Origin of the sequence: Chryseobacterium sp. Chry.R1 (assembly GCF_039645525.1) — a bacterium.
GTDB lineage: Bacteria > Bacteroidota > Bacteroidia > Flavobacteriales > Weeksellaceae > Chryseobacterium > Chryseobacterium proteolyticum.
Genome location: NZ_CP151793.1, coordinates 2929014 through 2954802, shown reverse-complemented (window position 1 = coordinate 2954802; position 25789 = coordinate 2929014). Strand labels below are relative to the sequence as shown.

The window sequence follows — 25789 nt, the reverse complement described above, 5'->3', positions numbered from 1 at the left end:
AAAGTCATCGTAATACTTATTTACGATGACTTTTTTTGTGCTTCCAATGCAAATACCAAAGGTATATGATTTCCAAATTGCGGTATTCTCCATTTACCTTTCTCAGATTCTACAATGTGTTTAAAACAAGGATAGGGAGACCAGTCAAATTCCTGAAAGTCATTTATGGTCATGTTATTTTTAATTAGATTCTGGATAACCTCTGCCAATGAATGATTCCACATCACATATTCCTGAGTAATATCGGCTGACGGATCTGCATACGTTCCGTTATATGTTTCAATGATCGGTTTTTCATTGAAATAATTATAAGCAACCCTATTAAAGTCATCATCAAACATCCAGACAACAGGATGAAATTCTGCCATGATAAACTTCCCATCCGGTTTAAAAAAGTGAGCAATAACCTGCGCCCACTGATCCAGGTCGGGAAGCCATCCTATGGTTCCATAGCTTGTAAATACAATATCGAACTTTTCATTTAAAACATTGGGAAGATCGTAAACATCAGAGCAAATAAATTCAGTATCGGTTCCACACTTCTTCGTCAAATCTCTTGCAGTAGCAATAGCTTTGTCAGACAAATCAATTCCGGTAACCACAGCTCCTAGCCTTGATAATGATATTGAATCCTGTCCAAAATGGCATTGCAAATGCAGGATCTTTTTTCCTTCAATATTTCCTAAAAGTTCGAGTTCTATGGAATTGAGTGAACTTCTTCCATTTAAAAACTCATCAACAAAATAAAAACCCGATTTAAGATGGGGTTCCACCTTAGCATTCCAGGAGTTTCTGTTAATTTCTAAATAATTCTTTTCCATGATTGAACATATAAGTGCTATGATGTGTATTGTAAACAATCTTAATTATAATTCCCCGAATCAGTCATCCAGAGAATCATCGGATGGAATCACAATAGAAGTGCAAGGACTGTAAATCTCCCACCCTAAAGTTTCATATAATGATTTACCCTCTGTAGTGGCCACCAGAAAATTATTCCGGGCGCCTTTTAACAGTGCTATTTTTTCAAGCTCTTTCATTAGTAAAGAAGCAAGTCCTTTTCTTCTGTGTTTCTCATCTGTAATGATCTGATCATACACAGCCATATCATCAACAATAGCAACTCTTCCTATCGCTCCCTGCTCATTTCCATTTTTGGTCATTACCCTTACAACATGCGTAGAATTATACACGTCATGATGAATCGTGTAGTCATCTGGGAGACCACGCTTTAAAGCAACCATGGGATGAAAACATGACATCATATACTGGTCACCCTGAATTTTCCATTTTGAGGGGATTTTATCCTTAAAAGTTTCAAAAGGTGAGGAAACTTTCAGATATACCCATGGTTCATCAATTATTTTCGACAGTTGAATAAAATCATCATTAGGTTCAGAAAACAGATATCGCTTTTTCTGCATAGGAGCATTGACATCAACAGTAAAACCGGATTTATATGGAACCGGTAAAGGTAATTCTCTTGATAACGACCATCCTTTCAACCACTTTCCTAATATTTCGGCTGAAGCTTTATTTTTCATGATAAGGCTATTAAAAATGTTGACATAAATATAATAATTGATTGATCTTATCTCACAATAAATATAGATTATATACATCTCAAAATATTAAAATAAATCACCATCTTTAACATAGTGTATTATTAAAGGCCAGGTTTTAAACAGATAAAAAATAATTTCATGAATAAAAAACATATTGTAATCATAGGTTTAGGAGGTGTAGGGGGCTATTTTGGCTTTAAAATAAGCCAGAATAATGAAACTTTCCACCAATATATCATATCATTTGTTGCAAGAGGTGAAACCTATAAAAAAGTGAAAGCGGAGGGCTTGACCTTAATTTCCACTGAACACCGATATAGTAAAACATGGGCTAATTCAGTTTATGAAAATATCGGGGAAATTGTAAAACCTGATCTTGTATTGATTTGTGTAAAAGAATACGACCTGGAAAGAGTTTGTCAAGAACTGAAAGAAGTCATTACTGAAAATACCATTTTATTACCTATGATGAATGGTGCTGATATTTATGACAGAATAAGAAAAATAATTCCTGCTCATGTTATATTGCCTTCATGTGTTTATGTAGCTTCTCATATAAAAGAAAAAGGAGTTGTAGAACATAAAGGGAAAACTGGAAAGTTGATTATTGGCAGGGATCCACAAAATTTTTCCCAAAACATAGATTGGGTAATCAATGTTCTCAAAGAAAGCAGGATCGATTTTGATTTTAAAGATGATGCCTTAACTGATATCTGGACCAAATTTACTTTTATAGCAAGTTTCGGACTGGTAACAGCTAAATACAACTCCTCTATTGGTACCGTTTGTACAGATCCTGCACAAAAAAATGAGGCAGAAGAAATAATGAAGGAAATAAAAGCAATTGCAGATAAAAAGGGGATTTTACTTGAAGATAATATCATCGAGAATACTTTTGAAAAAGCATCAGCATTTACTCATGAAACTCCTACTTCCCTTCAATTGGATATTAATTCCGGAAAAAGAGAAAGTGAACTGGAATTATTTGCGGGAGCAATTATCAAATACGGAAATGAAAACGGAATCAAGGTACCTTTTACTCAAAAAATATATGATGAAATAAAGGCTAAGATAAAATAAAAAAAGAGTCTTCTTATCTCGATAAGAAGACTCTTTTTATTTATTAATCTAGACTATCCCAAAAACTCTTCCAAAGAAACTGTTTTTTGCTCTCCGGCTTCAAGGTTTTTAAAAGTCACTGTTCTGTTTTTAATCTCTTCTTCACCCAGGAATACCAGGTTTTTAATTCCCTTTTTTTCTGCATAAGTGAATTGCTTATTAATTTTTGCACTTTCAGGATAAAGCTCGGCAGAAATCCCCTTTGCTCTGAGTTGAATAATCAGCTTTAAAGCTTCAAGTGTTTCTTCCCCTCCGAAATTAGCAAACAAATATTCTACTTTCGACGAAGCCTCTTCCGGGAAAAGACCTAGCTCTTCCATAACCAGATAAATCCTGTCTAATCCGAAAGAAATACCGATACCCGGAATATTTTTAACCCCGAATACAGCCGTAAGATTATCATATCTTCCACCACCACCGATAGAACCCATTTGAGCTTCATCGGCTTTCACTTCAAAGATAGCTCCTGTATAATAATCCAACCCTCTTGCTAATGTAATGTCGAAAACAAGGTTCTGCAAGTCTACGCCAAGACTTAAAGATTGCGTAAGAACAAACTCCAGTTCCTCTACTCCTTTCAATCCTATTTCATTTCCTACAAATTTTTCCTTCAGCTGAAGAAGGTTTTCCAAAGCATCATCCGATTGAGAGAATAAGAAATCCAGTTTATCGATAGATTCCGGGGAAATTCCTCTTTCAAGCAATTCCTTGATTACACCGTCTTTTCCAATCTTATCCAATTTATCAAGGGCCACTGTAAAATCAATAAGTTTATCTGTAATTCCTGCATATTCTGCCAATCCTGAAAGGATTTTCCTGTTGTTGACATGAATCGTTACCGAAACTTTCAAGTCTGAGAAAGATTTCAGATACAGCTGAATCAGCTCTACTTCCTGTAAAAGACTTTCACTGCCTACTACATCCGCATCACACTGGTAAAATTCCCTGAACCTTCCTTTTTGAGGGCGGTCAGCTCTCCAAACCGGTTGAATCTGATATCGTTTGTATGGAAATGTTAATTGCCCGTGATTCATTGCTACGAATCTCGCAAAAGGTACGGTAAGATCATAGCGAAGAGCTTTGTCCGTAAGACTTTCTGAACTGAAAGGCTTATCCAATGCTTTTTGAAAATCGGTAAGCATCTGTGTCTTTTTATCTTCTTTAGCTTCATTGATGCTCGAGTTCAGGATCTTAAAAATTAACCGATCTCCCTCTTCTCCATATTTCCCCGTTAATGTCGAAAGATTTTCAAAACTTGGTGTCTCCAAAGGCTGGAATCCAAATAATTGAAAGTTATTCTGTAAAATATTAATGATATATTTTCTTCTTGAAACTTCCTGTGAGGTAAAATCTCTCGTTCCTTTTGCTAAGCTTGGCTTCATTCTATAATAGGTAAATGATAAATAATAATTGATAAGTCTTGCAAAAATAAGGAATTGAAAGGACTTTTTAAATTCCGGAAGATTTTAATTATTTAAAATTTGAACTCATCGATTCCCTCATCATTAAACAGTATTTTTGTACAAGCCTCATGATTTTTCAAAGCTCCCTGTACACGCCATATGATCGTATATTTCTCTCCGATCCTCATCTGTTTACCCCTGCTCGATTTTAGTCCGTATTCTTTGAAAAGGGCTTCATATTTATCCACCACTTCATCATTATAAGAAAGGGTAATCTGATAAGTATAGCGGGTTGTAATCCTATCGATAACGTTCTGTATGTATTTGAAAAGGACCAAAAGTAAAACTACAGATAGGGAACCGATCAGAGCTTCCTTATAATATTCCGCACCTATCGTCATACCCAGTGCCGCACAAATCCAAATAGTCACAGCTGTTGTAAGCCCCGATACCCTGTTTTCCTCCTTAAAAATAACTCCCGCCCCTACAAAGCCGATTCCTGTAATAATATTAGCTGCAATCCGATCCGGACTTCCTTCGACACCAAGACTCAAAGATAGCATGGTAAACATACACGAACCCAATGTCACTAATATCATTGTCCTAAGTCCTGCAGATTTTAACTGGTACTCTCTTTCGATCCCGATGATTCCTCCAATTACAATCGAAAATACTATAGGGAGTATATCGTTTATACTAATCATTTATCTTTTTTTTGCCTATGTCAAATTATTATTTTTTTGTTTTATTTACAAATGTCTTATAAAAAAAATATTATCAGTTTTCAGTGCTTATGCCCATTATTTACCGGTAGGTTTCATAACATAAAATAGGTATGGAAAAAGCTGAAGGAATACAGATCCCCCAGCTTTTCATTGTTTCACAATTTGTGTTTGATCAATTAGTAAATCAGATACTTTCCAGAATTTCTATAATCTCTTCACCATAGTTTTCTATTTTATGTTTTCCGAAACCTTTGATGTCTAATAATTCTGCTTTTTTGGCCGGTTTATATTTTGCTACGGATAACAGCTCTTTATTACTGGCTATAAAATAAATTGGGAGATTTTGCTCTCTTGCTTTTTCCGATCTCCATAATTTCAGGGCATCGAGAATTTTTTCTTCATCTCTATTCAGCATTTCATTTTCTGCCGAATATTTTACACTTTTGGATTCTTTTACAGCAGATACTCCTGCTTTCAGTTCTTCGAAGTATAAGACAACTGACCAGTAAAGCTCGTCATGTACAAAAGCCGTTTCCGATTTAATAATTTCATGATTTCCGAGAAAATCGTCCAATGCCTGCTGATCTGTATACAGATACTCTTCGGGCAGCCTTATTTTAAAAACTTTTACTCTCATCATCTGTGTTTTTGTATTATTTATTACCCCCTAACAGCAGGATTTCATCAACCCTGATTTCTGTAATATACCTTTTTACACCATCTTTATCATCGTAAGATCTGTAGGTAAGCTTTCCCTCAATAGCAATTTCTTTTCCTTTGGGAACATACTTCTGAAGGATCTCCGCAACTTTTCCAAAGGCAATCAGATTATGCCATTGTGTTTCTTCTACTTTTTCACCTTTTGCATTGGTGTAGTGATCACTCGTTGCTAAAGACACACTTGCTTTTACATTTCCACTGTCGAAGTTGATCATTTCTACTTCTTTTCCTGTGTAACCGATTAATGTTACTTTGTTTCTTAGTGACATAACTATAAATTTTAAAGATTAATATTATCAGATAAGAGACGTTCACTGCTTTCTCAAATCTCTGTTGCAAAGATTGCCATCCCAGCCCATTAAAGTCGGTTATAAACTATTTAAATTCATTTGTAGTCGTTTGTAAACGGATAATCCGTACCTTTGATTAAATATTCATGGTATGAAAAAAGAGATCAACATCTTTGAATTTCCTTTTAATCTAGGCCTTACTAAAAAAGAACATGAAACAGAGCCCGGAGTAAGAAAACTTCCGGATTGGCTTCGAAAACATAATTTTCATGCTAAGCTCCATCCTAAAAATATTTTGAGACTTAATGGTCCTGACTATGCAATGGATTTTGATGAAGAAACCCAGGTAAAAAATCCAGATCGAATCATTGAATATGCCCAAAAGCAATCTGACCTGATCCTAAAAAACTATGATAAAAGCACCCTCAATGTAATCATTGGCGGTGACTGCAGTATTTTAATAGGAACTGCAATCGCCCTTAAAAAGCTGGGAAATTTTGGTTTGTTTTATCTTGACGGACATACTGATTATATTCCACCTGAACTTTCATCAAGTGGTGGCGTAGCCGGAATGGATCTGGCTATCGTTTCAGGAATGGGACATCAAAAACTCACCAATATTCGTGGCCTGAGGCCCTATTTTATTGAAGAAAACATCTTCTGTGTAGGGAATGCAGAAACAGACGATGAAGACTATGTAAACCAGGTGATTAATTCGAGCGTTCATTATTATGATCTGGAAAGTCTACGTAAAAATGGTTTCAGCAAAACTGCTGAAGATTTTTTAAAAATGGTTCAACAGAAAGGTTTGGATGGTTTTTTCATTCATTTCGATGTTGATGTATTGAATGATCAGATTATGCCGGCTGTTGACAGCAGAACAGAAGATGGAATCGACTATAATAACCTCCGGGAAATTCTGACTCCATTGATTGAGAATGACCAATGTTTTGGAATAGAAATTACTATATTAGACCCTGACTACGATAAGCAAGGCGTCTACACAAAGGCATTTGTTGAAAATTTAACCCAGATAATAAAAAAATAAAGAAGAATTCATGAAGCAGAAAATAAAAAGAACACTAAGGGTTTCGAAATATGTAATTTATAAAGAAACGCTCGTCGATTACAAAGAACATTTCTGGTCTTTTTTAGGTGCATTTTTTGGAATCGGAATCATTGCATTCATCCAGTCGCACTATCTTTTGGAACAGGAGAACATTTTTCTGATCGGTTCGTTCGGGGCATCCAGCGTTTTAATCTATGGAGCCATTCAAAGTCCGTTGGCACAACCCCGGAATCTTGTAGGAGGTCACGTTCTTTCAGCATTGGTGGGTGTAACGATTTATAAAATAGTTCCCGACGTATTATGGCTGTCAGCTCCGTTGGCTGTTGCGTTTTCAATCGTTCTGATGCAGTATACGAAAACCCTGCATCCACCCGGTGGTGCTACAGCGTTGATCGCCGTTACCTCATCAGGAAAAATTCCGGAACTGGGATATTGGTATGCATTATCTCCTGTTCTATCGGGGTGTATCATCCTGCTTCTTGTTGCTTTATTTTTCAATAATATTACTTCCAACAGAAGTTATCCCAACCATACAAGATTTCTGCGGTTGTTAAAGAAAAAGCATCAACACAAAATGAAAAAATAATATTATGAATTGTCTAGAATGTGGCGAAAAGATCATCGGAAGATCAGACAAAAAATTCTGCAATGACGCCTGCCGCAACGCCTATAATAATAAGCAGAATAAAGACTCCAATAACCTGATGCGGAACATTAATAATAAACTCCGCAAAAACTACCGTATTCTTACGGAAATAAACGTGGAAGGTAAAACAAAAATTTCACGTTCAAAGCTGGATGGCTTAGGTTTTGATTTCGATTACATCACTAACATTAAAGTTTATAAAAACGGTTCGGAATATAAATTTATTTACGATTACGGTTATAAACTTTTGGAAGATGATTTTGTATTGATTGTAAAAAATCAAACCTAAGAATACACCACCAAAATTAATATCTATGAAAGAAGTTGTTTTAATTACCGGAGCTAATGGAATGGTTGCCCGAGAGCTATCAAAAAAAATAGATCCGGAATATACGGTCCGGTTGCTGACCCGGAAAAAGACCAAAGACAATGAATACGAATGGGATATTAGTAAGAGGACAATTGATGATTCGGCATTTGAAAATATCAGTCATATTATTCATCTTGCTGGAGCCAATATTTCTGAAAAAAGATGGTCGGATGACAGAAAAAAAGAGATTATTTCCAGCCGGATTGATTCTGCAAAACTTATTCTTGATACTTTAAAAAAGAAAAACATCAAATTAAAATCTTTTATATCAGCTTCCGCCACGGGAATTTATGGAGCTTATACTTCACAGAAAATTTTCTCAGAGGAAGATGAAAAAGCCGATGATTTCCTTGGAAAGGTAGTTATGCTTTGGGAGCAAGCTGCTGATGAATTTCTTAGTCAGAATGTTGCAGAAAGAGTTGTTAAAGTAAGAACATCCATCGTACTATCTGAAAAAGACGGAGCCTTAAAAAAAATGGCAACTCCCGTGCGGCTGGGAATCGGTTCACCCATTGGAACCGGAAAACAATATATGCCGTGGATTCATCTGAAAGATATCATCGGTATATATGAATTTGCTCTAAAAAATCCTCAGCTAAAAGGAGCTTATAATGCTGCATCACCACAACATACAACCAACGAACAGTTTACGGAAAAAATTGCAGAGGTTTTACACAAACCTTTGTTTATGCCTAATGTTCCTGCATTTGTACTGAAGATCATTTTTGGAGAGCTTTCTGTTGCTTTACTGGAAGGCTCAAGGGTTGATTCCCAAAAAATTCAGAATGCAGGCTATCGGTTTCAGTTTCCTGATCTGAGAGATTCGCTGGAAGATTTACTGAAGAAATAAGATCCACGGTCTTTTCTCAGAGGATACATGAAGAGAAAGTATCTGTTAATATTGAAGTATCTGATTTCATATCTAAATACCACATTATGAAAGACATCATTGTTACCAAAGCCAGACAGAATAATCTTAAAAATATCTCCTTAAAAATACCTAAGAACAAAATCACAGTCTTCACTGGAGTATCGGGATCAGGAAAATCATCCCTTGTTTTTGAAACGATCGGGGCTGAAGCTCAGAGGCAGATCAATGAAATCCAAAATAGCTTCATCAGAAACCGCCTGCAACATTTTGGTGTTCCGAATGTAGATAAAATTGAAAATCTGAATGTTCCATTTATCATTAATCAAAAGAGACTAGGAGGTAACGCCCGTTCTACAGTGGGAACCGCAACCGATATTTATGCTTCTTTACGATTACTTTTTTCAAGAATCGGTGAGCCTTTTGTGGGATATTCCAATGTATTTTCATTTAATAATCCCCAGGGAATGTGTCCTGAATGCGAAGGTCTTGGATTTGTACAGACGGTAAATACTGAAACTCTCTTTGATAAAAATAAATCCCTAAACGAAGGTGCTATACGGTTTCCTACTTTTCAACCCGGTGGCTGGCGGCTGACCCGATATATTCATTCCGGATATTTTGACAATGATAAAAAATTAAAGGACTATACAAAAAATGAATGGGAATTATTACTGAATGCTGAAGAGCACACTCCTAAACATCCTTCAAAAGAATGGGGGAAAACGGTTAAGTATAAAGGAGTAATTCCAAGGATTGAAAACTCATTTTTAAAAAAGGACTCAAAAGAGAATATCACCAGAAAAGAAACGCTGAAAAAAGTAATCATTACTAAAGATTGCCCGGCCTGTAAAGGAAAGAGATTGAATCCAAAAGTTTTGTCCTGTAAAATTGCTGATAAAAACATTGCCGATTGTACAGCACTATCAGTGGATGAACTTCTGGTATTCCTCCAGTCCATTCCCTCCAAAACCTACTCTTCCATCCTATCGGAGCTGGAAAAAAAACTTCAGAATCTCATCGATATAGGATTGCAGTATCTCACGCTGGACCGGCAGACAGATACTCTGTCCGGAGGTGAATCTCAACGGGTAAAAATGGTAAAACAGTTAGGAAACAGTCTTGTCGATCTGTTGTATATTTTTGATGAACCCAGTATTGGTCTTCATCCCAAAGATATTGATCATATTGTAGACATTATAAAGAAAATCAGAGATAAAGGAAATACAGTATTGATCGTAGAACATGATCCTGATCTTATTAAAATAGCAGACCTTGTCGTAGATATGGGACCTGCATCCGGAAAAAATGGAGGCGAGATTATGTACCAGGGAACTTTTAAGAATCTAAAAACGGCTAAAAGCAAAACCGGAATCTATTTCAGCAAAATTCCAGATTACAATAAAAATCCCCGATCAGCAAAAGGATTTATTGAAATAAAAAACGGAAGTATGTTTAATGTTCAAAATATTGACATAAAAATTCCGAAAGGAGTTATGACGGTTGTAACGGGAGTTGCAGGTTCCGGTAAAAGCACGCTGATCAATAAAATACTTCCTCTTTTTTATCCTGAATTAACCGTCATTGATCAATCTGTTTTTAAGGCCAGCAGCCGTTCCAACCTGCTTACTTATCTCAATCTTTCCAATACGGTCCGAAAGCTTTTTGCAGAATCAAACAATGTTTCGGATAAGCTTTTCAGCCGGAACGGAGAGGGCGCCTGTCCCAATTGTAAAGGTCTCGGAATAGAAAAAGTGGACCTCGCATTTATGGATGATATTGAGCAACCTTGCGAAGTTTGTCAGGGATCAGGATACAAGCCCGAAGTTCTTCAATATCATTATCACAAAAAAAATATTGCTGAAGTGATGGATATGACCGTTTTAGAAGCGCTAAGTTTTTTTCCCGAACAAGGATTCGGACATGAGCTTACCCTGCTGATCAAACTTGGTTTAGATTACCTTACTTTAGGCCAACGGCTCGACAGTTTTTCCGGCGGTGAGAGACAGCGTCTAAAATTAACCAAAGAATTAAACCATACTGCCAGGGTTATAGTTCTGGATGAACCCAGCACCGGACTTCATCCTATCGACAATGAAAAGTTGCTTTTATTTTTTGAGGAGCTTGTGAATAAAGATAACACCCTTATCGTCATTGAACATAATCTGGATATTATTGCTCAGGCAGACTGGATTATTGACATTGGTCCCGGACCCGGAAAGTTGGGTGGTAAAATTATGTTCGAAGGGACTGTAGAACATCTTTTATCCGCTTCCCAGTCCCAAACGTCTAAATATCTGAAAAAACATCTCCATGGAAAATAGTAAGATATGATCTATATCGATCAAAATCTCTCAATTTAAAGGCATTTTACAGGATTTGTTGGAAAATAAATATTAATTTAGCCCGTACATTACAGAGAAATTAAAGGTCATCTGATAACCATGAATAACAGCTTAATCTTAAGGAATATATCCCGACATATATCGCTCAGCGATGATGAAGCCAATTACTTCAATTCTTTGTTACGCGAAAGGAAGGTCAGAAAAAAAGAATGTATCCTGAAACAGCAGGAACCCTGTAAAGAAATCAGCTTTGTTCATTCGGGCCTACTGCGTGCTTTTTATTTGGATGCGACAGGTAAAGAATCCACAATTATGTTTGCCCTTCCTGATTGGTGGATCACTGATATGTATTGTTTCGTTAATGAAAAACCCGCTATGCTGAATATTGAAGCACTCGAGGATAGTTTTATTTTTCAATTGAAAAAAGGAGATCTGGACAAATTGTACTATACGGTTCCGAAATTTGAAAGATTCTTCAGAATTATGATGCAGAATGCTTATACCAGGGAACAGCTCAGGATTATTGAGAATCTCTCCCTGTCTTCAGAAGAACGTTATAATGCCTTTATCCGGAAATATCCTGTTGCGGCAGAACGTATTACCCAAAAGCAAATCGCTTCTTATCTTGGGATCACGCCCGAATTTCTAAGTACCATAAAAACCAATAAAAATAAAAAGTGAATACTCTTAAACTATCTTATTTTTTTTACATGGTTTCTTTCTTTATTTTACTTAAAAATAAAAAATAATGCTAATATTAATTGCCGGACCTTACCGAAGTGGTACCCACGATGATCCAAAACTCATCAAACAAAATCTGAATAAACTAGAATCAGCAGCATTACCTATTTTCAGGAAAGGTCATATCCCGATGATCGGTGAATGGGTGGCATTACCACTGATACACCTTGCCGGTTCAACAAAGATAGGTGATGAAGCCTGGCAGGAAATACAATATCCGATTGCCCACAGGATTCTGGAAAAATGTGATGCTGTATTACGGATAGAAGGAGCATCCAAAGGAGCTGATGAGGATGTAAGAATTGCTCAAGAAAGAGGACTGAAAATTTATTATCATATAGAAGATATTCCCTATGCAGAACAGTAAAGTGAAAATCATAAAGACTGAAATCTTATCAGATAACTGGTACACCCTGAAAAAGGTTACCTATGAAAAGATAAAAAACGACGGATCAGTAGAAATCCAAAGCAGAGAAGCTTACGACAGAGGAAACGGTGCCACAATCCTGCTTTACAATAAAAATACAAATACGGTTATTCTGACAAAGCAATTCCGATTACCTACGTTTATTAATGGAAATTCAACAGGAATGCTTATAGAAGCCTGTGCAGGGTTACTGGATGATGACAATCCTGAAGATTGTATCAGAAGAGAAACCGAAGAAGAAACAGGCTACCAGATTTCGAGGGTAGAAAAAGTTTTTGAATCTTATATGTCTCCGGGGTCAGTAACTGAAATTCTTCATTTTTTCATTGCGGAATATTCTAAAGAAATGAAAATAGCAGATGGTGGTGGCCTTGAAGAAGAAGGTGAAGATATTGAAGTGCTGGAGTTATCTTTCGGTGAAGCATTGCAAATGATCGATAACGGGGAGATCAAAGATGCAAAAACAATCATGCTCCTTCAATATCTTCGTGTAAAAAATATTTTGTAGCATCATCTTTGCTGCTAAAAAACTAATATCATAAAAACTGAATTTAAAATAAAATAAGTATTTTTCATTCCTGGTTTCTTAGCCTTAGAATTTCCCGAAAAGGATGTGAGAAGTACACTTAAAATTTAAAAATATGAAACGGAAATTTTCATTAATTATCTTATTATCATTATCATTAGCTGCCTTTGGTCAAAAAAAGGAAAGTGTAAGCATTAAGGAAAAAGCACTTACCGAGCAGTTCAAAAATGATTATAAAAAGAAGACTTATAACAAATTTGAAGGAAAGATCGTTGTAAAAGATAATCAGATACAATTTGATGATAAAACCATTTTCTATGATAAATCGGATAAACTAACAAGTTTAATTTTACGGGAAGGACTTATCTATCCGCAACTCCTGACCGATTATCAAATGGAAAAATTCATAGAGGAAAGTACCGACAAAACCCAGAAAAGATTTCTGCGTCTTCAGAAAAATCCCCGTGCCGGTTTCGATGTCAATAATGTAAAATTAAGCAATACCACAGAACTAACGTTCCTCGAATCCAGCCCAAAGGCCAAAAGATTCAGAGTGACCTGCAAGGATAGTAAACTGGGCAATTTAATTCAATATCTTTTTGAACTGACGAATAAAAATGCAGATAAAGAAACTTCTATGGAAGAGTTTGTTAAAAATTCAACTTTGACCTACCTGCAGCAGCAGAGATTAGATTAAACATCAATTAATACTAATCAATGAAACAAGGTTTCCTTTTAATTATAATTTCATTTTTACTAAGTTGTAGTGATAAACCTAATTCAAAAGAAAGCAAAAATAGTAATGTAATGAGTGAGGCTGAATTAATTAAGAATGTTAAATTGGCAATAAACCCCAAATTTCAGGATTGGGTTCTTTTTAAAAATGGCACATATATTATTTTTGATAATGCTGACACTATAAAAAGCGTAAAAGATGAAGCAATAAATCAAATGAAAGAATTTGGGCCTGTATTTACAGGTGGGCCGGCAGGAGATTTTGGGACTATCCACCTAAATAAAACTGAGGGTTGGATCGTTTCAGGTCACGGATATGGAATGTATACTTATGTAAGCCCTTCTGAAATTGAGAATAAAAACCCAAATGATATTGAAATAGGTATTTTTGGTCGGAATAAAAGGGATTTAGACGGAAAAAAGCCTGAGATAATCTATATAAATGGTACTAGAAAATAGCACTGGATGATATATAAATATCAACATCCCAAATAATATTTTCACTGCTTTTCTTACCATTTTTTCCGTCTATAATTGTGCATTATAACCGATGATCAGAGAAATCTTACCTTCTGATCTTTTTACATTAAAAACAAAACCATGGAAATTCAAAACATTGATCATATCGTTCTAACGGTAGCTGATATCGAAAAAACCATCTCTTTTTATACAGACATCCTGGGATTTGAAGCGGTCTCATTCGGAGATAACCGGAAAGCGCTTGCTTTTGGAAACCAAAAAATCAGCCTGCATCAGAAAGGCAATGAATTTGAGCCAAAGGCACTACATGCTACTCCCGGTTCTGCAGATCTGTGCTTTATTGCCACAACAGATGTACATGATATTTTAAAAGAACTTAAAGAAAAAAACATCGAAATCATCGAGGGTATTGTTATCAGAACCGGGGCAACAGGCAAAATAAGGTCCGTCTACTTCCGGGATCCTGATCAGAACCTGATTGAAGTGAGTAATTATATTTAAAATCTTCGTGAGCATGTCCCCAGATAAAAACGCCTTGGCTAAAATCCTTAGTAATTTTGAACAGGAAGAATTACCCAACAAAACCTTGCTAACGGAAGAAGGTAAGATGGCACGTAAATTTTACTATCTCAAAAAAGGAGTTGCCAGAGGTTGGCTTAATAATGACGGTAAGGAAATTACATTTCAGTTTTTGTTTGAAGGAAACTTTATTTCGTCGTGGGAAAGTTTGTTTTATAATTCTCCAAGTATTTATAATATCGAAACGATAGAACCCTGTACTGTATACAGCACTTCTATTGAGGATTTCAGACAAATAATTGAAAATAATCCGGACAGCAAGGAACTTTATTACAGCTATCTACAGGAACGCTTACTTAAATATCAGAAGCTCTTTATTTCCCGTATAAAAGATTCTGCAGAGGAAAGATATAATGAGCTTATAAAGCAATCCCCCGAGATTTTCCGCCGGGTTCCTCAGTATTATATTGCATCTTATCTTGGTATCACGTCTGTATCATTAAGCAGGATCAGAGGAAAAAAAATCTAATAAGAGATGTACTCTATATAGTAACTCCATGGTTATTCTTCACTTCTGCCATTACAAAAGTACTGTGTGTGCTACCTATCGAGTCGACGGAACCTAATTTATTAAATACAAAATCCTGGTAGTGTTTCATATCGCGTACCTGAACTTTGAGAAGGAAATCAAAATCGCCCGAAATATTATAGCATTCCGCAACTTCGTCTATCAGTGTAATTTCCTGTACAAAATCATTTCCCACAGACCTGTCGTGGATCTTTAATTTAACCTGACAGAAAACTGTAAAACCACGATTCAGTTTCTCAGCTTCTAAGACAGCTGCATAATGTTTGATATAACCCTCCTGCTCCAACCTTTTAACACGCTCAAAAACAGGAGATGGAGAAAGGTTAATTTCCTTTGCCAATTCTTTAACGGTCAATTTTGCATTTTTTTGAAGGATTCTTAACAATTGAAGGTCTTTATCGTCTAGTCTTTCCACAGGATAATATTCTTTTTTCGATTTATATTTTCAAATTTACAGAATAAATAACTCACAAATTCAATTCAAACAAAACAATATCCTTAATTTTTGCATTTACGCCAATTAAACATCTTAAATTAATACCTTTACACCCTATTTTGTTCTTTAACATACTTCATCAAACGGAAAAGGTTTTACTTAAGGTAGATTAATAGGGAATCGTGTGAAAATCACGAGCTGTCGCGCAACTGTAAGTAACACAACAGAGGTTTTTGTCCCCGAATATCCACTGCCACAAGCGGGAAGGATGACAAAAACTGTTACAAGTCAGGAGACCTGCCTGTTCCGAATTGACAATGCTTTCGCGGTCTGAAGCTTTTGGTCATACAGATGATACTTTTGAACGTATTGAATTGGGTTTTAAACTCAGAATTTATTTGAGTTTAAACGTAATGTTTTTTATGAAAATTAATTTCAGGCTACTCAACAAACTATCCCTCACTGGAAAAATTACGTCTATATTGTATCTTCTCTATTGCTAAAAACTATTTCCCGATTGCGTCATGAAGCATTATAAGAACTTTTAAAACCAAAATTTAATTAAAAGTTTAAAGAAAATGCAAACACACATCCTTGGCTATCCGCGAATCGGTAGCAACAGAGAACTTAAAAAAGCCTGCGAACTATATTGGGCAGGTAAAACATCGTTACAGGAACTTTTAGAGGCAGGAAAAAAGATCAGAAAGCAAAACTGGGAACTACAACAAGAAGCAGGAATTGATCTGATTCCATCCAATGACTTTTCTTTTTATGATCAGGTATTGGACATGACATTATCTGTTGGAGCTATTCCTTCCCGTTATCAGGATATTACATCAAATGAGCTAGATCTTTACTTTGCTATGGCCAGAGGTTATCAGAAAGAAGGACACGATATTACAGCCATGGAAATGACAAAATGGTTTGATACCAATTATCATTATATCGTTCCAGAATTCCAAAAAGATCAGCAATTCAAATTATTCTCCCATAAAATCGTCAATGAGTTTATTGAAGCGAAGGAAGCAGGAATTCATACAAAGCCTGTTATCCTTGGATTGGTAACCTATTTATTATTAGGAAAAGAAAAAGAAGAAGGTTTTGATAAATTGGATTTAGCACAAAATCTTCTTCCGGTTTACGTCGAGATCTTAAAAGAGCTTGAAAAAAACGGAGCAGAATGGATCCAGCTGGATGAGCCGTTTTTAGCACTAGACCTTGATCAGAAAGCAAAAGAAGTTTACCAGAACATTTATGCTGAAATTGCCAAACAGTTTCCGAACCTTAAATTCATTGTGACCACCTATTTTGATGGGTTAAAAGATAACCTTTCATTGGCCACTACTCTACCTGTTGATGCACTACACATTGATCTGGTAAGAGCCCCGGAACAATTGGATGAGGTCATCAATGCAATTCCTGAAACATTAATCCTCTCATTAGGAGTCGTAGACGGAAGAAATATCTGGAAAAACGATTTCAATCAGTCTCTGGTTTTCATCAAAAAAGCTATTGCTGCATTAGGTTCTGAAAGAGTTTTCATTGCACCGTCATGTTCATTACTTCATTCTCCTTTCGATCTTGACCTGGAGAAAAATGAAAATATACTATCTCCGGAGATCAAACAATGGATGGCTTTCGCCAGGCAAAAAGTTTATGAAATTGTTACCTTAAAAAAATTAGCTTCAGAAAACCCGGATTACAATACTTTACAGGAATTAGCTGAAAATAAAAAAGCTATTGAAAACCGAAAAGTTTCAACACTGATTCACAATCAGGATGTGAAAAACCGTATTGCCGTAACTACAGAAAGTGACGCACAGAGAAACAGTCCTTTTAATGTGAGAAAAGAAGCACAGCAGAAGGCATTGGAGCTTCCTTTATTTCCGACAACAACAATTGGGTCCTTTCCTCAAACCAAAGAAGTAAGAAGCTGGAGAGCTCAATTCAAGAAAGGAGACCTGACTGCCCAGAAATATGATCAGCTGCTTAAAGAAGAAACACAGAGAACCATCCAATGGCAAGAGGAAATCGGAATTGATGTATTGGTACATGGAGAATTTGAACGCAACGATATGGTCGAGTATTTTGGGGAACAGCTCGCAGGATTTGCATTTACTCAAAACGGATGGGTTCAAAGCTACGGAAGCCGCTGTGTAAAACCACCGGTTATTTATGGAGATGTTCACAGGCCTCAGCCAATGACGGTTTACTGGTCGCAATATGCCCAGTCATTAACCCAAAAATGGGTAAAAGGAATGTTGACCGGCCCTGTAACCATTCTTCAATGGTCATTTGTACGTGATGATCAGCCTCGTTCGACCACCTGTAAGCAGATTGCTTTGGCAATCCGTGATGAAGTAAACGATCTTGAAAAAGCAGGAATCAGAATTATCCAGATCGATGAACCAGCTATCAGAGAAGGTCTTCCTTTGCGTAAGGCAGAATGGCAAAATTACCTTCAATGGGCTGTAGAAGCTTTCAGAATCTCCGCAAGCGGTGTCGAGGATGCTACACAGATCCACACTCATATGTGTTATTCCGAGTTTAATGACATTATCCACAATATCGCCGATATGGATGCCGATGTCATCACGATAGAATGCTCAAGAAGCCAAATGGAGTTATTAAATGCTTTCGCAGACTTTAAATATCCAAACGAGATCGGCCCCGGAGTATATGACATTCACTCTCCAAGAGTTCCATCAAAAGAGGAAATGGTCACATTGCTGAAAAAAGCACAAGCCGTAATCCCGGCAGAACAGCTTTGGGTAAATCCGGATTGCGGATTGAAAACCCGTCATTGGGAGGAAACAGAAAAAGCATTGATCGCTATGGTAGCAGCTTCGAAAGAAGTGGCTGCAGCTTATTCGACTGAGAAAGTATAATAGAACTGATTATTATTTTTTTTATATTGTAAGGCAGAGGCGTAAGCTTCTGCTTTTTTTGTTTAATAAAATAAATCAATGACTACAGAAGAATTCGTAGGAAATTTTTATCACGAAAAACAAAATATCATATATTTATGTTTTGTTATATTTAAAACTTAGGAGCTATATTTTCATGGGAACTTGGTAAATGCAGAAGTTAATATTTTACCGTAGGAATATTTTCAAAGAAAATTAAAAACAGCAGGGATTTAAGATTTGAAGAATCTCAGTTAATTGGAACTGTTAGAATTATTAAAATTGTAAATTCCAAACTACAGAAGTAATATGAAAATTCTATTTATTTTAATTACAATTTCAGGATCATTACTAGGTCAGTCAAAAGAACTAAAACATAAAAACTACAGCCATTTGGATACTATTGATGTTTATTCAAAAGATTATCCCACCAAACTTGTCGAGGGATCTGGATTAATAAAAAATAAAAAAAACAGAAATGTAGGTGCAATAGGATTCTCCATCAAATAACTAAAGATAGTAATGGTAAAATTATTCGAATTTTAAAATCTGAATCCAATCATTATATAAAAGATCATAAAAATCCACAAAAAAGTATAATTCGCGAAATCACAATTTATTATGATGATTCTCAACCTGACCTAGCAAAATATACAAGTGAGACTTTAATAAATAATTCATTAGTAAAAACAGAAACTAAACTTTTTGATTTAAAACAAAATAATAATGATCTTCCCGGGTTTAAAAATGTCAAAGATTTATTAGATATGATAAAAAATGAAGATTATTAATTCTTTTCCTTATCTTCTTATTATAACAAACAGCTTCAAATAAATTAATAATGAATAAGTTATGATTTTCTGGAATTAATTACCTAATTTTGCACCCCAAAAAAAGGATTATACTATGGAATCTAAAATAGCATTGTACTCATTCATACTTATGGATATAACAATTACATAGAATCCTTAAAATCAATAAAATATATAAATATGAAAAGAGTTGGTGAACATAGAAAGCTTCTTGGGGTAGATAAAACAGTAACATTACAGGAGTTAAAAACCATTTACAGGAATACGATGAAAGATTCTCATCCTGATAAATTCATCAATGATGAAGCCGGGAAACTGGAAGCTGAAGAAAAAAGCAAATCTGTGATTGAAGCCTACCACTTTTTGGTGAGCATTAACCCGGAAACACAGGAAAAGTATAAAGAGGAATATGTAGAAACAACTACAAAATCTAATATTCACGATTTCTATTTTGAGAAACAGGTTCTGAAGATCCAGCATTTAAACGGAATGATGTATGAATACCTGGGAGTACCAAGAAACACCTTTATTAAAATGGTAAATGCTGATTCACCAAGCCGTTTTGCAAGAAGACACATTTACGGAAACTTCATCTACAGAAAGTCAGGTGAAGCCATGGCAGATTAATTTTTTGCATAAAATAAAAGCGAAGGCTTTCAGTTTATTCTGGAAGCCTTTTTTATTGTGGAGAATAGAGTTTAAAATTTTGTTGGCAGCACAGGGAACAATCAAAAAAGCGTATCAAAAATGATACGCTTTTTCGGTTAATTAAGGTTGTTATTTTAATCTAAATGTTTAGGAGTAAATCCGTCATCACTTAGTTCTCTGTGCTCGTAATCAGCCTTCATTTCAGCCTCATAGTCTGTTTTCTCATGCTGACCCATTCTTCTTAGAATTGAATCAAACAGAGAGTATACTACTGGTACGATGATCAAGGTAAGGAATAGAGACGATGTTAAACCACCGATAACTACCCAAGCCAGACCTTTATTAAATTCGGCTCCTGCTCCACTCGCCAATGCAATTGGCAACATCCCGAAGATCATCGCGATGGTTGTCATAAGAATAGGACGAAGACGAGCATGGTTAGCCTGAATCAAGGCATCGTGTGTATTTGATCCTGCAGCTTTTCTAGCATTGGTAAAGTCAACAATCAGGATCGCATTCTTCGCCACAAGACCAATCAACATGATCATCCCTAACATCGTAAAGATGTTCAATGAATTTGCTGTTAAAGCAAGGATAACCATAACTCCGATCATCGCAAGCGGAATCGAGAACAATACCACAAACGGATAAACAAAACTGTCATATAAGGAAACCATTACCAGGTAAACCAATACGATAGCTGCCAATAAGGCAATACCTAAAGTACCGAAACCTTCCTGCTGGTTTTCCATATCACCACTCCAGATGTAATCCACTCCGATAGGTTTTTTATCGCTCTTCATGAACTGGTCTGCCCATTCATTCGCAACATCCCCCACCGGTCTACCTACCGCCTTTGCTCTTACTTTTACGGAAGGAGATTTATCTCTACGCTCAAGTAAGCTTGGTCCTGAACCCATTTTCACTTCTGCAAACTGACTCAAACGAACCTTTTCTCCTCTAGGATTTGTGAACATCAGGTTCTTAACATCATCAATAGACTGTCTGTTCGCATCACCGAAACGGATATTGATATCATATTCATATTCTCCGGCTCTGTATTTCCCATCTGTGTTTCCGTTGAATGCTGTCTGCATTGTTTGTCCTACACTCTGAAGATTCAAGCCTAAAGAAGCCATTTTATCTCTGTCAATATTTACCTGAACTTCAGGGTTACCGGTATCTGTTGATAGTTCTGCATCTACTGCTCCGGGAACTTTTTTCAATAGTTCCAGAATTCTTGTTGCCTCTTTTACTGCTGTAGCATTATCAGGAGCTGTTACAACCATTTCGATCGGTGCATTTTCAGCACCCAGGATACCAATTGGAGCCGTTTTAAACTCAACTCCTGTAAATTTCTCTTCTAATGCTCTTTTTACTTTAGCTGCTTTGATGTTCGTACTTTCAGCACGCTCAGATTTATCAGTAAGGTTTACCTGAACTTCAGACTGATAAGTCGTTGCCTGAGCTCCACCAAAACCTGTTGACTGCTGACCAACAGTGGTAATCAGATCCACAACATCTTTATCATTTCTTAAAAACTTCTCTACATCTAAAGTTAACTGGTTGGTCTTTTCAACGGTCGCATCTTTTGATAATTCCATTTGAACTAAGAACTGACCACGGTCGATTGGAGGGAAGAATTCACCACCAATGAAACCAAATGCTACCAACATGAACGAAGAGATCAGAATAATAAAGGTGATCACTACCGTTGATATCCTTCTTAACGTTGACTTCAGACACCACTCAAGAATGCCTGTGATCCAGTGTGTGAATTTATCAATCAGTCCTTCAAACCAAAGAATGAATTTTTCAAACCAGTTTTTACCTGTTAAGTGCTCCAGCTTACCAAATCTTGATGATAACCAAGGGATAATGGTAAATGATGCCAACAATGATAATAAGGTTGCAATAACAACCGTGACGCAAAATTGCCCAAGGATGTTTGCTACAAGACCTGAACTCATTGCAATCGGAAGGAATACCACCACGATTACCAATGTAATTGCAGCAACGGTAAATCCAATTTCAGACGCTCCATCATACGCAGCCCTGATCTTACTTTTACCCATCTCCATGTGACGGTAAATGTTTTCCAATACCACGATCGCATCATCCACAAGGATACCAACCACCAGGGATAGTCCTAATAAACTCATCAGGTTCAGTGTATACCCCATCAGGTTCATTCCAATGAAGGCTGCAATTAACGAAGCCGGAATAGAGACCATTACGATAAAGGCATTTCTGATACTGTGAAGGAATAGTAACATCACAATAGCTACAAGGACGATTGCCAGGAACAAGTCAAAAATAACGTGGTTGGCAGATTCAAGAGTAAAATCCGTAGTATCATTTACTACCTTCACTTTTATCCCCTGAACTTTATACGCTTCTTCTACTTTTGCTATGGTTTTCTGAACACTTTCAGATACAGCAACCGCATTCGCATCAGACTGTTTTTTAACCTGCATTAAGATCGTCGGAAACTGGTTAAATCTCGCCACTTTCTCAACATCTTTCTGAGAGTCGAAAACGGTAGCAATATCGGATAAACGAACCTGAGCTCCATCTTTATTGGAAACAACAAGGTTGTTCATTTCCTGGATCGATTTATATTTTCCGGATAATCTGATCGTAGATTTTGTCGTTCTCGATTTCAAACTTCCTGTAGGGAAATCCAGGTTGGATGAAAGGATAGCCTGCTGAACATCTCCGATGGAAAGTCCATAACCCTGCAATTTTTTCTCATCAAGATTCACCTGAATCTCTCTTTCCTGTCCACCTACAAGATCAACCTGTGCTACTCCGTTTACACGGGAGAAAATAGGCTCTATTTTTTTATCTAAAAGGTCATAAAGTTCTTTGTTATTCAATTTATTCGAAGAAACACTCATCGTAATAATAGGTAAATCATCCAATGAGAATTTATTCAGTGAAGGCGGATCTACATCATCCGGAAGATCTTTAAGAACTGCATTTACTTTACGCTGAGCATCATTCAAAGCATAATCCACATCCGCACCATCGTTCAGCTGAACCATGATCACGGATAAACTTTCATATGATGAAGACTCTACTTTTTTTACATTTTCCAAAGAACCTACGGCATCTTCAATTTTCCGGGTTACGGAAGTTTCCACCTCTGCAGGCGAAGCTCCCGGATAGGTCGTAGAAATTGTTACCATATTGGTTTCAAACTTCGGAATCAATTCGTATCCCATGAGTGTATAACTCAGGATACCTCCCAGTGTCAGAATTGTAAATAATACAATTACCAACGAGGGTCTTTTGATCGATATTTCTGCTAACTTCATAAGTCTACTACTTTACAATATTGATTTTTGACCCGTTATCCAAGTTGATCTGTCCGCTGGTAATTACCTGTTGACCTTCGGTAAGACCTGTAAGAATCTGTACTTTATCTCCGTACACTTTCCCGATCGTTACTTTGATCAATTTGGCAGTTCCATTTTGAACGATAAACAACTGGCCAGAGCTCACCCCGTTTACAAATGCTTCCGCAGGAACAGTAAGCATGTTCTGAGTTTCAGCTCCGTTGTTTGTTTTGAAAACTGCAGTTGCATACATACCGGCTTTCAGGTTTCCTTTGTTCGGAACTTCAATTTCTACCGGGAAATTTAAAGAAGCATCACTTTTAGGAGCAATAAATGTAATTCTTCCACTGAAAGAATCTTCAGGTAGAACATTTACGCTAATTGGAACTACCTGACCTAACTGGATTTTCCCAACCTGGCTTTCATCCACCAGAACGGAAAGTTTTAAGGTATTGATATTAACGATCTCAAACATGGAAGTTCCCACTGAAACTACAGTTCCAGGCTCCACCATTTTTTTATTAATTGTACCGCTGATCCCTGCCCGGATGCTGGTATCATTTACTCTTACACCCTGAGCTTTTACAGCAGCTTGCATATTTTTAAGCTGTAATCTTGAATTATCAAGCTGTTGCTTGGTAACTCCTCCTGTTTTATAAGCATTTTCATAACGCTGATTGTCGATAATTGCGTTTTGTAAGTTATTCTGAGCCTGTGATACATCTACCTCAATAGCATCTCTTTTAATAGTTGCTAAAGTCTGACCTGCAGAAACTCTTGAACCTTCTTTTACTAGAACACTTACAATACGTCCTGCAATTTCAGAAGACTGATTCATTTCCTGCTTTGGAAGAAACGTTCCATTCGCTGAGTAATCCGTATCGATATTTTCTCTCTTTACGGTTACCACATTCACGTTGATCTTATCAACCTGCTTGGCAACTTCTTTTACTTCCTGTGTCTGTTTTTCTTTGTTTCCCGCAATCTTATAAGCTGCTAAACCAATAAGTACAGCCGCTACGATGATATATATTAAAGTTTTTTTCATTTTAGTTTATTATTGGTTTTCTAATGTATTTAATTCTCCTTTAGCTTTGATCAGTTTTATCTCAGCCTGCTTATAATCCAGCAATGCATTCGCATAGTTCTGCTTTGCCTGAGTAAGGGCATTTTCAGAATCCAGAACTTCTGTAAGTGTTGCTAAACCATACTGATAATTGGATTGTGTGTTGCTTTGAACCCTTTCTGCCAGTCCTACATTATTTTTCATGCTTTCGATATTGATGATCGCATTTTCCATATTGGAAACCGCATTTTTATAATCCAGGTTTAGGCTAAGCTTAGTTTTCTCAATATCCTGATCCAGATCCTGAATATCGATTTCAGCCTGTTGAATCTGAGCCTTGGTTTGGCCACCCATAAAAATCGGAACTTTAATGGCAAGACCTATGGAAGCAAAATCACTCCAGTTGGTTCCCTGAGAAGATCCTGTGAAATAAGGAAATTTATTTCCTAATCCCTGCCATCCGTAATTGGCTGTTAATCCCACGGTAGGATAAAGATAAGCTTCTGTTGCTTTTTTACTAAACTGTAATAACTCTCTTTGTTTATTTAGTACTTTTAATTCAGATCTTTGTTCCAGGCTCACATTGGTTGCTAAAAGCTGCGGATTGGGTTCGATTGTTTTTTCTTCAAGCTCTATCGGTGTTTCAATAGGAACTCCCATATAAAACTTCAATGAATTTTTAGCCACTTCCACTCCGTTGATCAGCTGTTGCCTGTTCGATCCTATATTATTAAGCTGAACGTTGGTACGGTCCAGGTCTATAGATTTAGCAAGGCCATTATCAACTAAACTTTTGATCACATTTCTTACCCTTTCCGTATTAGCATAACTGGCTTCAATCGTCTTAAGATTTTCTTCCTGAACAAAAACCTGATAATAAGCTGTCGCTACATTTTCAATGATTTGTTCATTGGTCAGCTGTGAATTAAGAATATAAAACTCACGGGTAGATTTAGCCGCTTTTAAACCGATGAATACTCTCTGGTCAAAAATATTCTGGTTAAGCGTTAAAGAGTTTACAGACTGCCATTTTGTTCCGAATGTCACCGGAATCATCTGTCCCGGCATTCCTAAAATCTCACCAGGAAGAACAGACTTCTGTAAAATAGGATTAAAGGTATTGCTGATATTAGCACTGATCTGCGGTAAAGCACCGGCTCTGGCTTCATCAATCTTATATTCAGCTTTTTTTACCTGTAAAGCAGCTTTCTTAGCTTCTGCCTTATTTTTCAGGGCCTGCTGAATGGCTTCTTTTAAAGAAACCTGTTGCTGAGCATGTACCGATGAGTAACCGAAAATCATAAATGCTGCAGCTATCCCTATTTTTAGCTTTTGTGCAGTTATACGTTTTCTTTTCATAATTTTATTACTTCGTTTATTTTTTTAATAGATGTTCTTCTTCAAATACTTTATTCCTAAAGGACGGATCATATTTAAAAATAC

26 protein-coding genes and 1 riboswitch are annotated in these 25789 nt (G+C 36.4%); of the genes, 16 read left to right on the top strand and 10 right to left on the bottom strand.

Annotated features, from left to right (window positions below):
• Positions 1-20: 20 nt before the first annotated feature.
• The gene (locus AAEU33_RS13360) at positions 21-821 is read right to left on the bottom strand and encodes a class I SAM-dependent methyltransferase (protein ID WP_345988018.1); all 801 of its coding nucleotides are present in this window, start codon (positions 819-821) and stop codon (positions 21-23) included.
• A 60-nt stretch (positions 822-881) separates the two neighbouring features.
• Positions 882-1544, bottom strand: a complete 663-nt coding sequence (locus AAEU33_RS13355; RefSeq protein ID WP_345988016.1) for a GNAT family N-acetyltransferase — start codon at positions 1542-1544, stop codon at positions 882-884.
• 159 nt (positions 1545-1703) lie between these two features.
• On the opposite strand from AAEU33_RS13355, the gene AAEU33_RS13350 reads away from it, so the two are divergent.
• Entirely contained in the window at positions 1704-2645 is a 942-nt protein-coding gene (locus tag AAEU33_RS13350; protein WP_345988015.1) for a 2-dehydropantoate 2-reductase, read from the top strand.
• A 53-nt stretch (positions 2646-2698) separates the two neighbouring features.
• On the opposite strand, the gene hisS is transcribed toward AAEU33_RS13350, so the two are convergent.
• The 4 genes from hisS to ssb all read right to left on the bottom strand — a co-directional run bounded on the left by hisS (position 2699) and on the right by ssb (position 5801).
• Positions 2699-4066: a histidine--tRNA ligase gene (gene hisS / locus AAEU33_RS13345; protein ID WP_345988013.1), complete on the bottom strand. Its 1368-nt coding sequence runs from the start codon at positions 4064-4066 to the stop codon at positions 2699-2701.
• A 92-nt stretch (positions 4067-4158) separates the two neighbouring features.
• Positions 4159-4791 carry an MgtC/SapB family protein gene (locus AAEU33_RS13340; protein WP_172278581.1) on the bottom strand — a complete coding sequence of 211 codons (633 nt, stop codon included), beginning with the start codon at positions 4789-4791 and terminating at the stop codon, positions 4159-4161.
• A gap of 205 nt (positions 4792-4996) precedes the next feature.
• The gene (locus AAEU33_RS13335; RefSeq protein WP_345988011.1) at positions 4997-5452 is read right to left on the bottom strand and encodes an HRDC domain-containing protein; all 456 of its coding nucleotides are present in this window, start codon (positions 5450-5452) and stop codon (positions 4997-4999) included.
• A 13-nt stretch (positions 5453-5465) separates the two neighbouring features.
• Positions 5466-5801, bottom strand: a complete 336-nt coding sequence (ssb, locus tag AAEU33_RS13330; protein WP_172278583.1) for a single-stranded DNA-binding protein — start codon at positions 5799-5801, stop codon at positions 5466-5468.
• Positions 5802-5973: 172 nt separating this feature from the next.
• Here ssb and AAEU33_RS13325 point away from each other — a divergent pair, with 172 nt between their 5' ends.
• The 12 genes from AAEU33_RS13325 (at position 5974) to AAEU33_RS13270 (ending at position 15077) form a co-directional block, all read left to right on the top strand.
• Entirely contained in the window at positions 5974-6870 is an 897-nt protein-coding gene (locus AAEU33_RS13325; protein WP_345988010.1) for an arginase family protein, read from the top strand.
• 10 nt (positions 6871-6880) lie between these two features.
• Complete coding sequence (locus AAEU33_RS13320) at positions 6881-7477, top strand: HPP family protein (protein ID WP_172278587.1); 597 nt, start codon at positions 6881-6883, stop codon at positions 7475-7477.
• A gap of 4 nt (positions 7478-7481) precedes the next feature.
• The gene (locus AAEU33_RS13315) at positions 7482-7826 is read left to right on the top strand and encodes a hypothetical protein (protein ID WP_172278589.1); all 345 of its coding nucleotides are present in this window, start codon (positions 7482-7484) and stop codon (positions 7824-7826) included.
• Between the two features lie 25 nt (positions 7827-7851).
• Entirely contained in the window at positions 7852-8757 is a 906-nt protein-coding gene (locus tag AAEU33_RS13310) for a TIGR01777 family oxidoreductase (RefSeq protein ID WP_345988008.1), read from the top strand.
• Positions 8758-8843: 86 nt separating this feature from the next.
• On the top strand, positions 8844-11099 hold the full coding sequence (locus tag AAEU33_RS13305; protein ID WP_345988007.1) for an excinuclease ABC subunit UvrA: 2256 nt from the start codon (positions 8844-8846) through the stop codon (positions 11097-11099).
• A gap of 120 nt (positions 11100-11219) precedes the next feature.
• Complete coding sequence (locus AAEU33_RS13300) at positions 11220-11801, top strand: Crp/Fnr family transcriptional regulator (RefSeq protein WP_345988005.1); 582 nt, start codon at positions 11220-11222, stop codon at positions 11799-11801.
• Positions 11802-11868: 67 nt separating this feature from the next.
• Positions 11869-12228 (top strand): DUF4406 domain-containing protein, encoded by a 360-nt coding sequence (locus AAEU33_RS13295; protein ID WP_273648222.1) that lies wholly within the window; start codon positions 11869-11871, stop codon positions 12226-12228.
• Positions 12215-12796, top strand: a complete 582-nt coding sequence (gene nudK / locus AAEU33_RS13290; protein WP_345988003.1) for a GDP-mannose pyrophosphatase NudK — start codon at positions 12215-12217, stop codon at positions 12794-12796. The genes AAEU33_RS13295 and nudK overlap by 14 nt, the downstream gene beginning before the upstream one ends.
• A gap of 133 nt (positions 12797-12929) precedes the next feature.
• Positions 12930-13511, top strand: coding sequence for a hypothetical protein (locus AAEU33_RS13285; protein ID WP_172278601.1), 582 nt, complete (start codon positions 12930-12932; stop codon positions 13509-13511).
• A 20-nt stretch (positions 13512-13531) separates the two neighbouring features.
• Positions 13532-14008, top strand: a complete 477-nt coding sequence (locus tag AAEU33_RS13280; RefSeq protein ID WP_345988002.1) for a hypothetical protein — start codon at positions 13532-13534, stop codon at positions 14006-14008.
• Positions 14009-14149: 141 nt separating this feature from the next.
• Positions 14150-14530 carry a VOC family protein gene (locus tag AAEU33_RS13275; RefSeq protein WP_345988001.1) on the top strand — a complete coding sequence of 127 codons (381 nt, stop codon included), beginning with the start codon at positions 14150-14152 and terminating at the stop codon, positions 14528-14530.
• 13 nt (positions 14531-14543) lie between these two features.
• A complete protein-coding gene (locus AAEU33_RS13270) occupies positions 14544-15077 on the top strand; it encodes a Crp/Fnr family transcriptional regulator (protein WP_273648227.1) in 534 nt (177 codons plus the stop codon).
• A gap of 13 nt (positions 15078-15090) precedes the next feature.
• Here AAEU33_RS13270 and AAEU33_RS13265 read toward each other — a convergent pair whose 3' ends face one another.
• On the bottom strand, positions 15091-15552 hold the full coding sequence (locus tag AAEU33_RS13265) for an Lrp/AsnC family transcriptional regulator (RefSeq protein ID WP_345988000.1): 462 nt from the start codon (positions 15550-15552) through the stop codon (positions 15091-15093).
• A gap of 154 nt (positions 15553-15706) precedes the next feature.
• Positions 15707-15893: riboswitch (cobalamin riboswitch) on the top strand.
• 258 nt (positions 15894-16151) lie between these two features.
• Between AAEU33_RS13265 and metE the strand changes: the two genes are divergently transcribed.
• The 3 genes from metE to AAEU33_RS13250 all read left to right on the top strand — a co-directional run bounded on the left by metE (position 16152) and on the right by AAEU33_RS13250 (position 19918).
• Positions 16152-18461, top strand: a complete 2310-nt coding sequence (gene metE, locus AAEU33_RS13260; protein WP_345987999.1) for a 5-methyltetrahydropteroyltriglutamate--homocysteine S-methyltransferase — start codon at positions 16152-16154, stop codon at positions 18459-18461.
• A gap of 327 nt (positions 18462-18788) precedes the next feature.
• Positions 18789-18989: a hypothetical protein gene (locus AAEU33_RS13255; RefSeq protein WP_306612582.1), complete on the top strand. Its 201-nt coding sequence runs from the start codon at positions 18789-18791 to the stop codon at positions 18987-18989.
• 482 nt (positions 18990-19471) lie between these two features.
• The gene (locus AAEU33_RS13250; protein ID WP_345987997.1) at positions 19472-19918 is read left to right on the top strand and encodes a KTSC domain-containing protein; all 447 of its coding nucleotides are present in this window, start codon (positions 19472-19474) and stop codon (positions 19916-19918) included.
• Positions 19919-20073: 155 nt separating this feature from the next.
• On the opposite strand, the gene AAEU33_RS13245 is transcribed toward AAEU33_RS13250, so the two are convergent.
• The 3 genes from AAEU33_RS13245 to AAEU33_RS13235 are packed head-to-tail and all read right to left on the bottom strand — an operon-like array spanning position 20074 to position 25705.
• Positions 20074-23259 (bottom strand): efflux RND transporter permease subunit, encoded by a 3186-nt coding sequence (locus tag AAEU33_RS13245; protein ID WP_172278617.1) that lies wholly within the window; start codon positions 23257-23259, stop codon positions 20074-20076.
• Positions 23260-23266: 7 nt separating this feature from the next.
• On the bottom strand, positions 23267-24328 hold the full coding sequence (locus AAEU33_RS13240; protein ID WP_172278619.1) for an efflux RND transporter periplasmic adaptor subunit: 1062 nt from the start codon (positions 24326-24328) through the stop codon (positions 23267-23269).
• Positions 24329-24337: 9 nt separating this feature from the next.
• Positions 24338-25705 (bottom strand): TolC family protein, encoded by a 1368-nt coding sequence (locus tag AAEU33_RS13235; RefSeq protein WP_345987995.1) that lies wholly within the window; start codon positions 25703-25705, stop codon positions 24338-24340.
• Between the last annotated feature and the right edge of the window lie 84 nt (positions 25706-25789).

Coding starts and splice junctions, on each gene's coding strand:
- metE (WP_345987999.1), top strand. CDS start 16,152: ATGCAAACACACATCCTTGGCTATCCGCGAATCGGTAGCAACAGAGAA.
- AAEU33_RS13270 (WP_273648227.1), top strand. CDS start 14,544: ATGTCCCCAGATAAAAACGCCTTGGCTAAAATCCTTAGTAATTTTGAA.
- AAEU33_RS13300 (WP_345988005.1), top strand. CDS start 11,220: ATGAATAACAGCTTAATCTTAAGGAATATATCCCGACATATATCGCTC.
- AAEU33_RS13250 (WP_345987997.1), top strand. CDS start 19,472: ATGAAAAGAGTTGGTGAACATAGAAAGCTTCTTGGGGTAGATAAAACA.
- AAEU33_RS13285 (WP_172278601.1), top strand. CDS start 12,930: ATGAAACGGAAATTTTCATTAATTATCTTATTATCATTATCATTAGCT.
- AAEU33_RS13275 (WP_345988001.1), top strand. CDS start 14,150: ATGGAAATTCAAAACATTGATCATATCGTTCTAACGGTAGCTGATATC.
- AAEU33_RS13280 (WP_345988002.1), top strand. CDS start 13,532: ATGAAACAAGGTTTCCTTTTAATTATAATTTCATTTTTACTAAGTTGT.
- AAEU33_RS13235 (WP_345987995.1), bottom strand. CDS start 25,705: ATGAAAAGAAAACGTATAACTGCACAAAAGCTAAAAATAGGGATAGCT.
- AAEU33_RS13240 (WP_172278619.1), bottom strand. CDS start 24,328: ATGAAAAAAACTTTAATATATATCATCGTAGCGGCTGTACTTATTGGT.
- AAEU33_RS13360 (WP_345988018.1), bottom strand. CDS start 821: ATGGAAAAGAATTATTTAGAAATTAACAGAAACTCCTGGAATGCTAAG.
- AAEU33_RS13355 (WP_345988016.1), bottom strand. CDS start 1,544: ATGAAAAATAAAGCTTCAGCCGAAATATTAGGAAAGTGGTTGAAAGGA.
- ssb (WP_172278583.1), bottom strand. CDS start 5,801: ATGTCACTAAGAAACAAAGTAACATTAATCGGTTACACAGGAAAAGAA.
- AAEU33_RS13335 (WP_345988011.1), bottom strand. CDS start 5,452: ATGATGAGAGTAAAAGTTTTTAAAATAAGGCTGCCCGAAGAGTATCTG.
- AAEU33_RS13340 (WP_172278581.1), bottom strand. CDS start 4,791: ATGATTAGTATAAACGATATACTCCCTATAGTATTTTCGATTGTAATT.
- hisS (WP_345988013.1), bottom strand. CDS start 4,066: ATGAAGCCAAGCTTAGCAAAAGGAACGAGAGATTTTACCTCACAGGAA.
- AAEU33_RS13305 (WP_345988007.1), top strand. CDS start 8,844: ATGAAAGACATCATTGTTACCAAAGCCAGACAGAATAATCTTAAAAAT.
- AAEU33_RS13320 (WP_172278587.1), top strand. CDS start 6,881: ATGAAGCAGAAAATAAAAAGAACACTAAGGGTTTCGAAATATGTAATT.
- nudK (WP_345988003.1), top strand. CDS start 12,215: ATGCAGAACAGTAAAGTGAAAATCATAAAGACTGAAATCTTATCAGAT.
- AAEU33_RS13350 (WP_345988015.1), top strand. CDS start 1,704: ATGAATAAAAAACATATTGTAATCATAGGTTTAGGAGGTGTAGGGGGC.
- AAEU33_RS13255 (WP_306612582.1), top strand. CDS start 18,789: ATGAAAATTCTATTTATTTTAATTACAATTTCAGGATCATTACTAGGT.
- AAEU33_RS13325 (WP_345988010.1), top strand. CDS start 5,974: ATGAAAAAAGAGATCAACATCTTTGAATTTCCTTTTAATCTAGGCCTT.
- AAEU33_RS13295 (WP_273648222.1), top strand. CDS start 11,869: ATGCTAATATTAATTGCCGGACCTTACCGAAGTGGTACCCACGATGAT.
- AAEU33_RS13315 (WP_172278589.1), top strand. CDS start 7,482: ATGAATTGTCTAGAATGTGGCGAAAAGATCATCGGAAGATCAGACAAA.
- AAEU33_RS13310 (WP_345988008.1), top strand. CDS start 7,852: ATGAAAGAAGTTGTTTTAATTACCGGAGCTAATGGAATGGTTGCCCGA.
- AAEU33_RS13245 (WP_172278617.1), bottom strand. CDS start 23,259: ATGAAGTTAGCAGAAATATCGATCAAAAGACCCTCGTTGGTAATTGTA.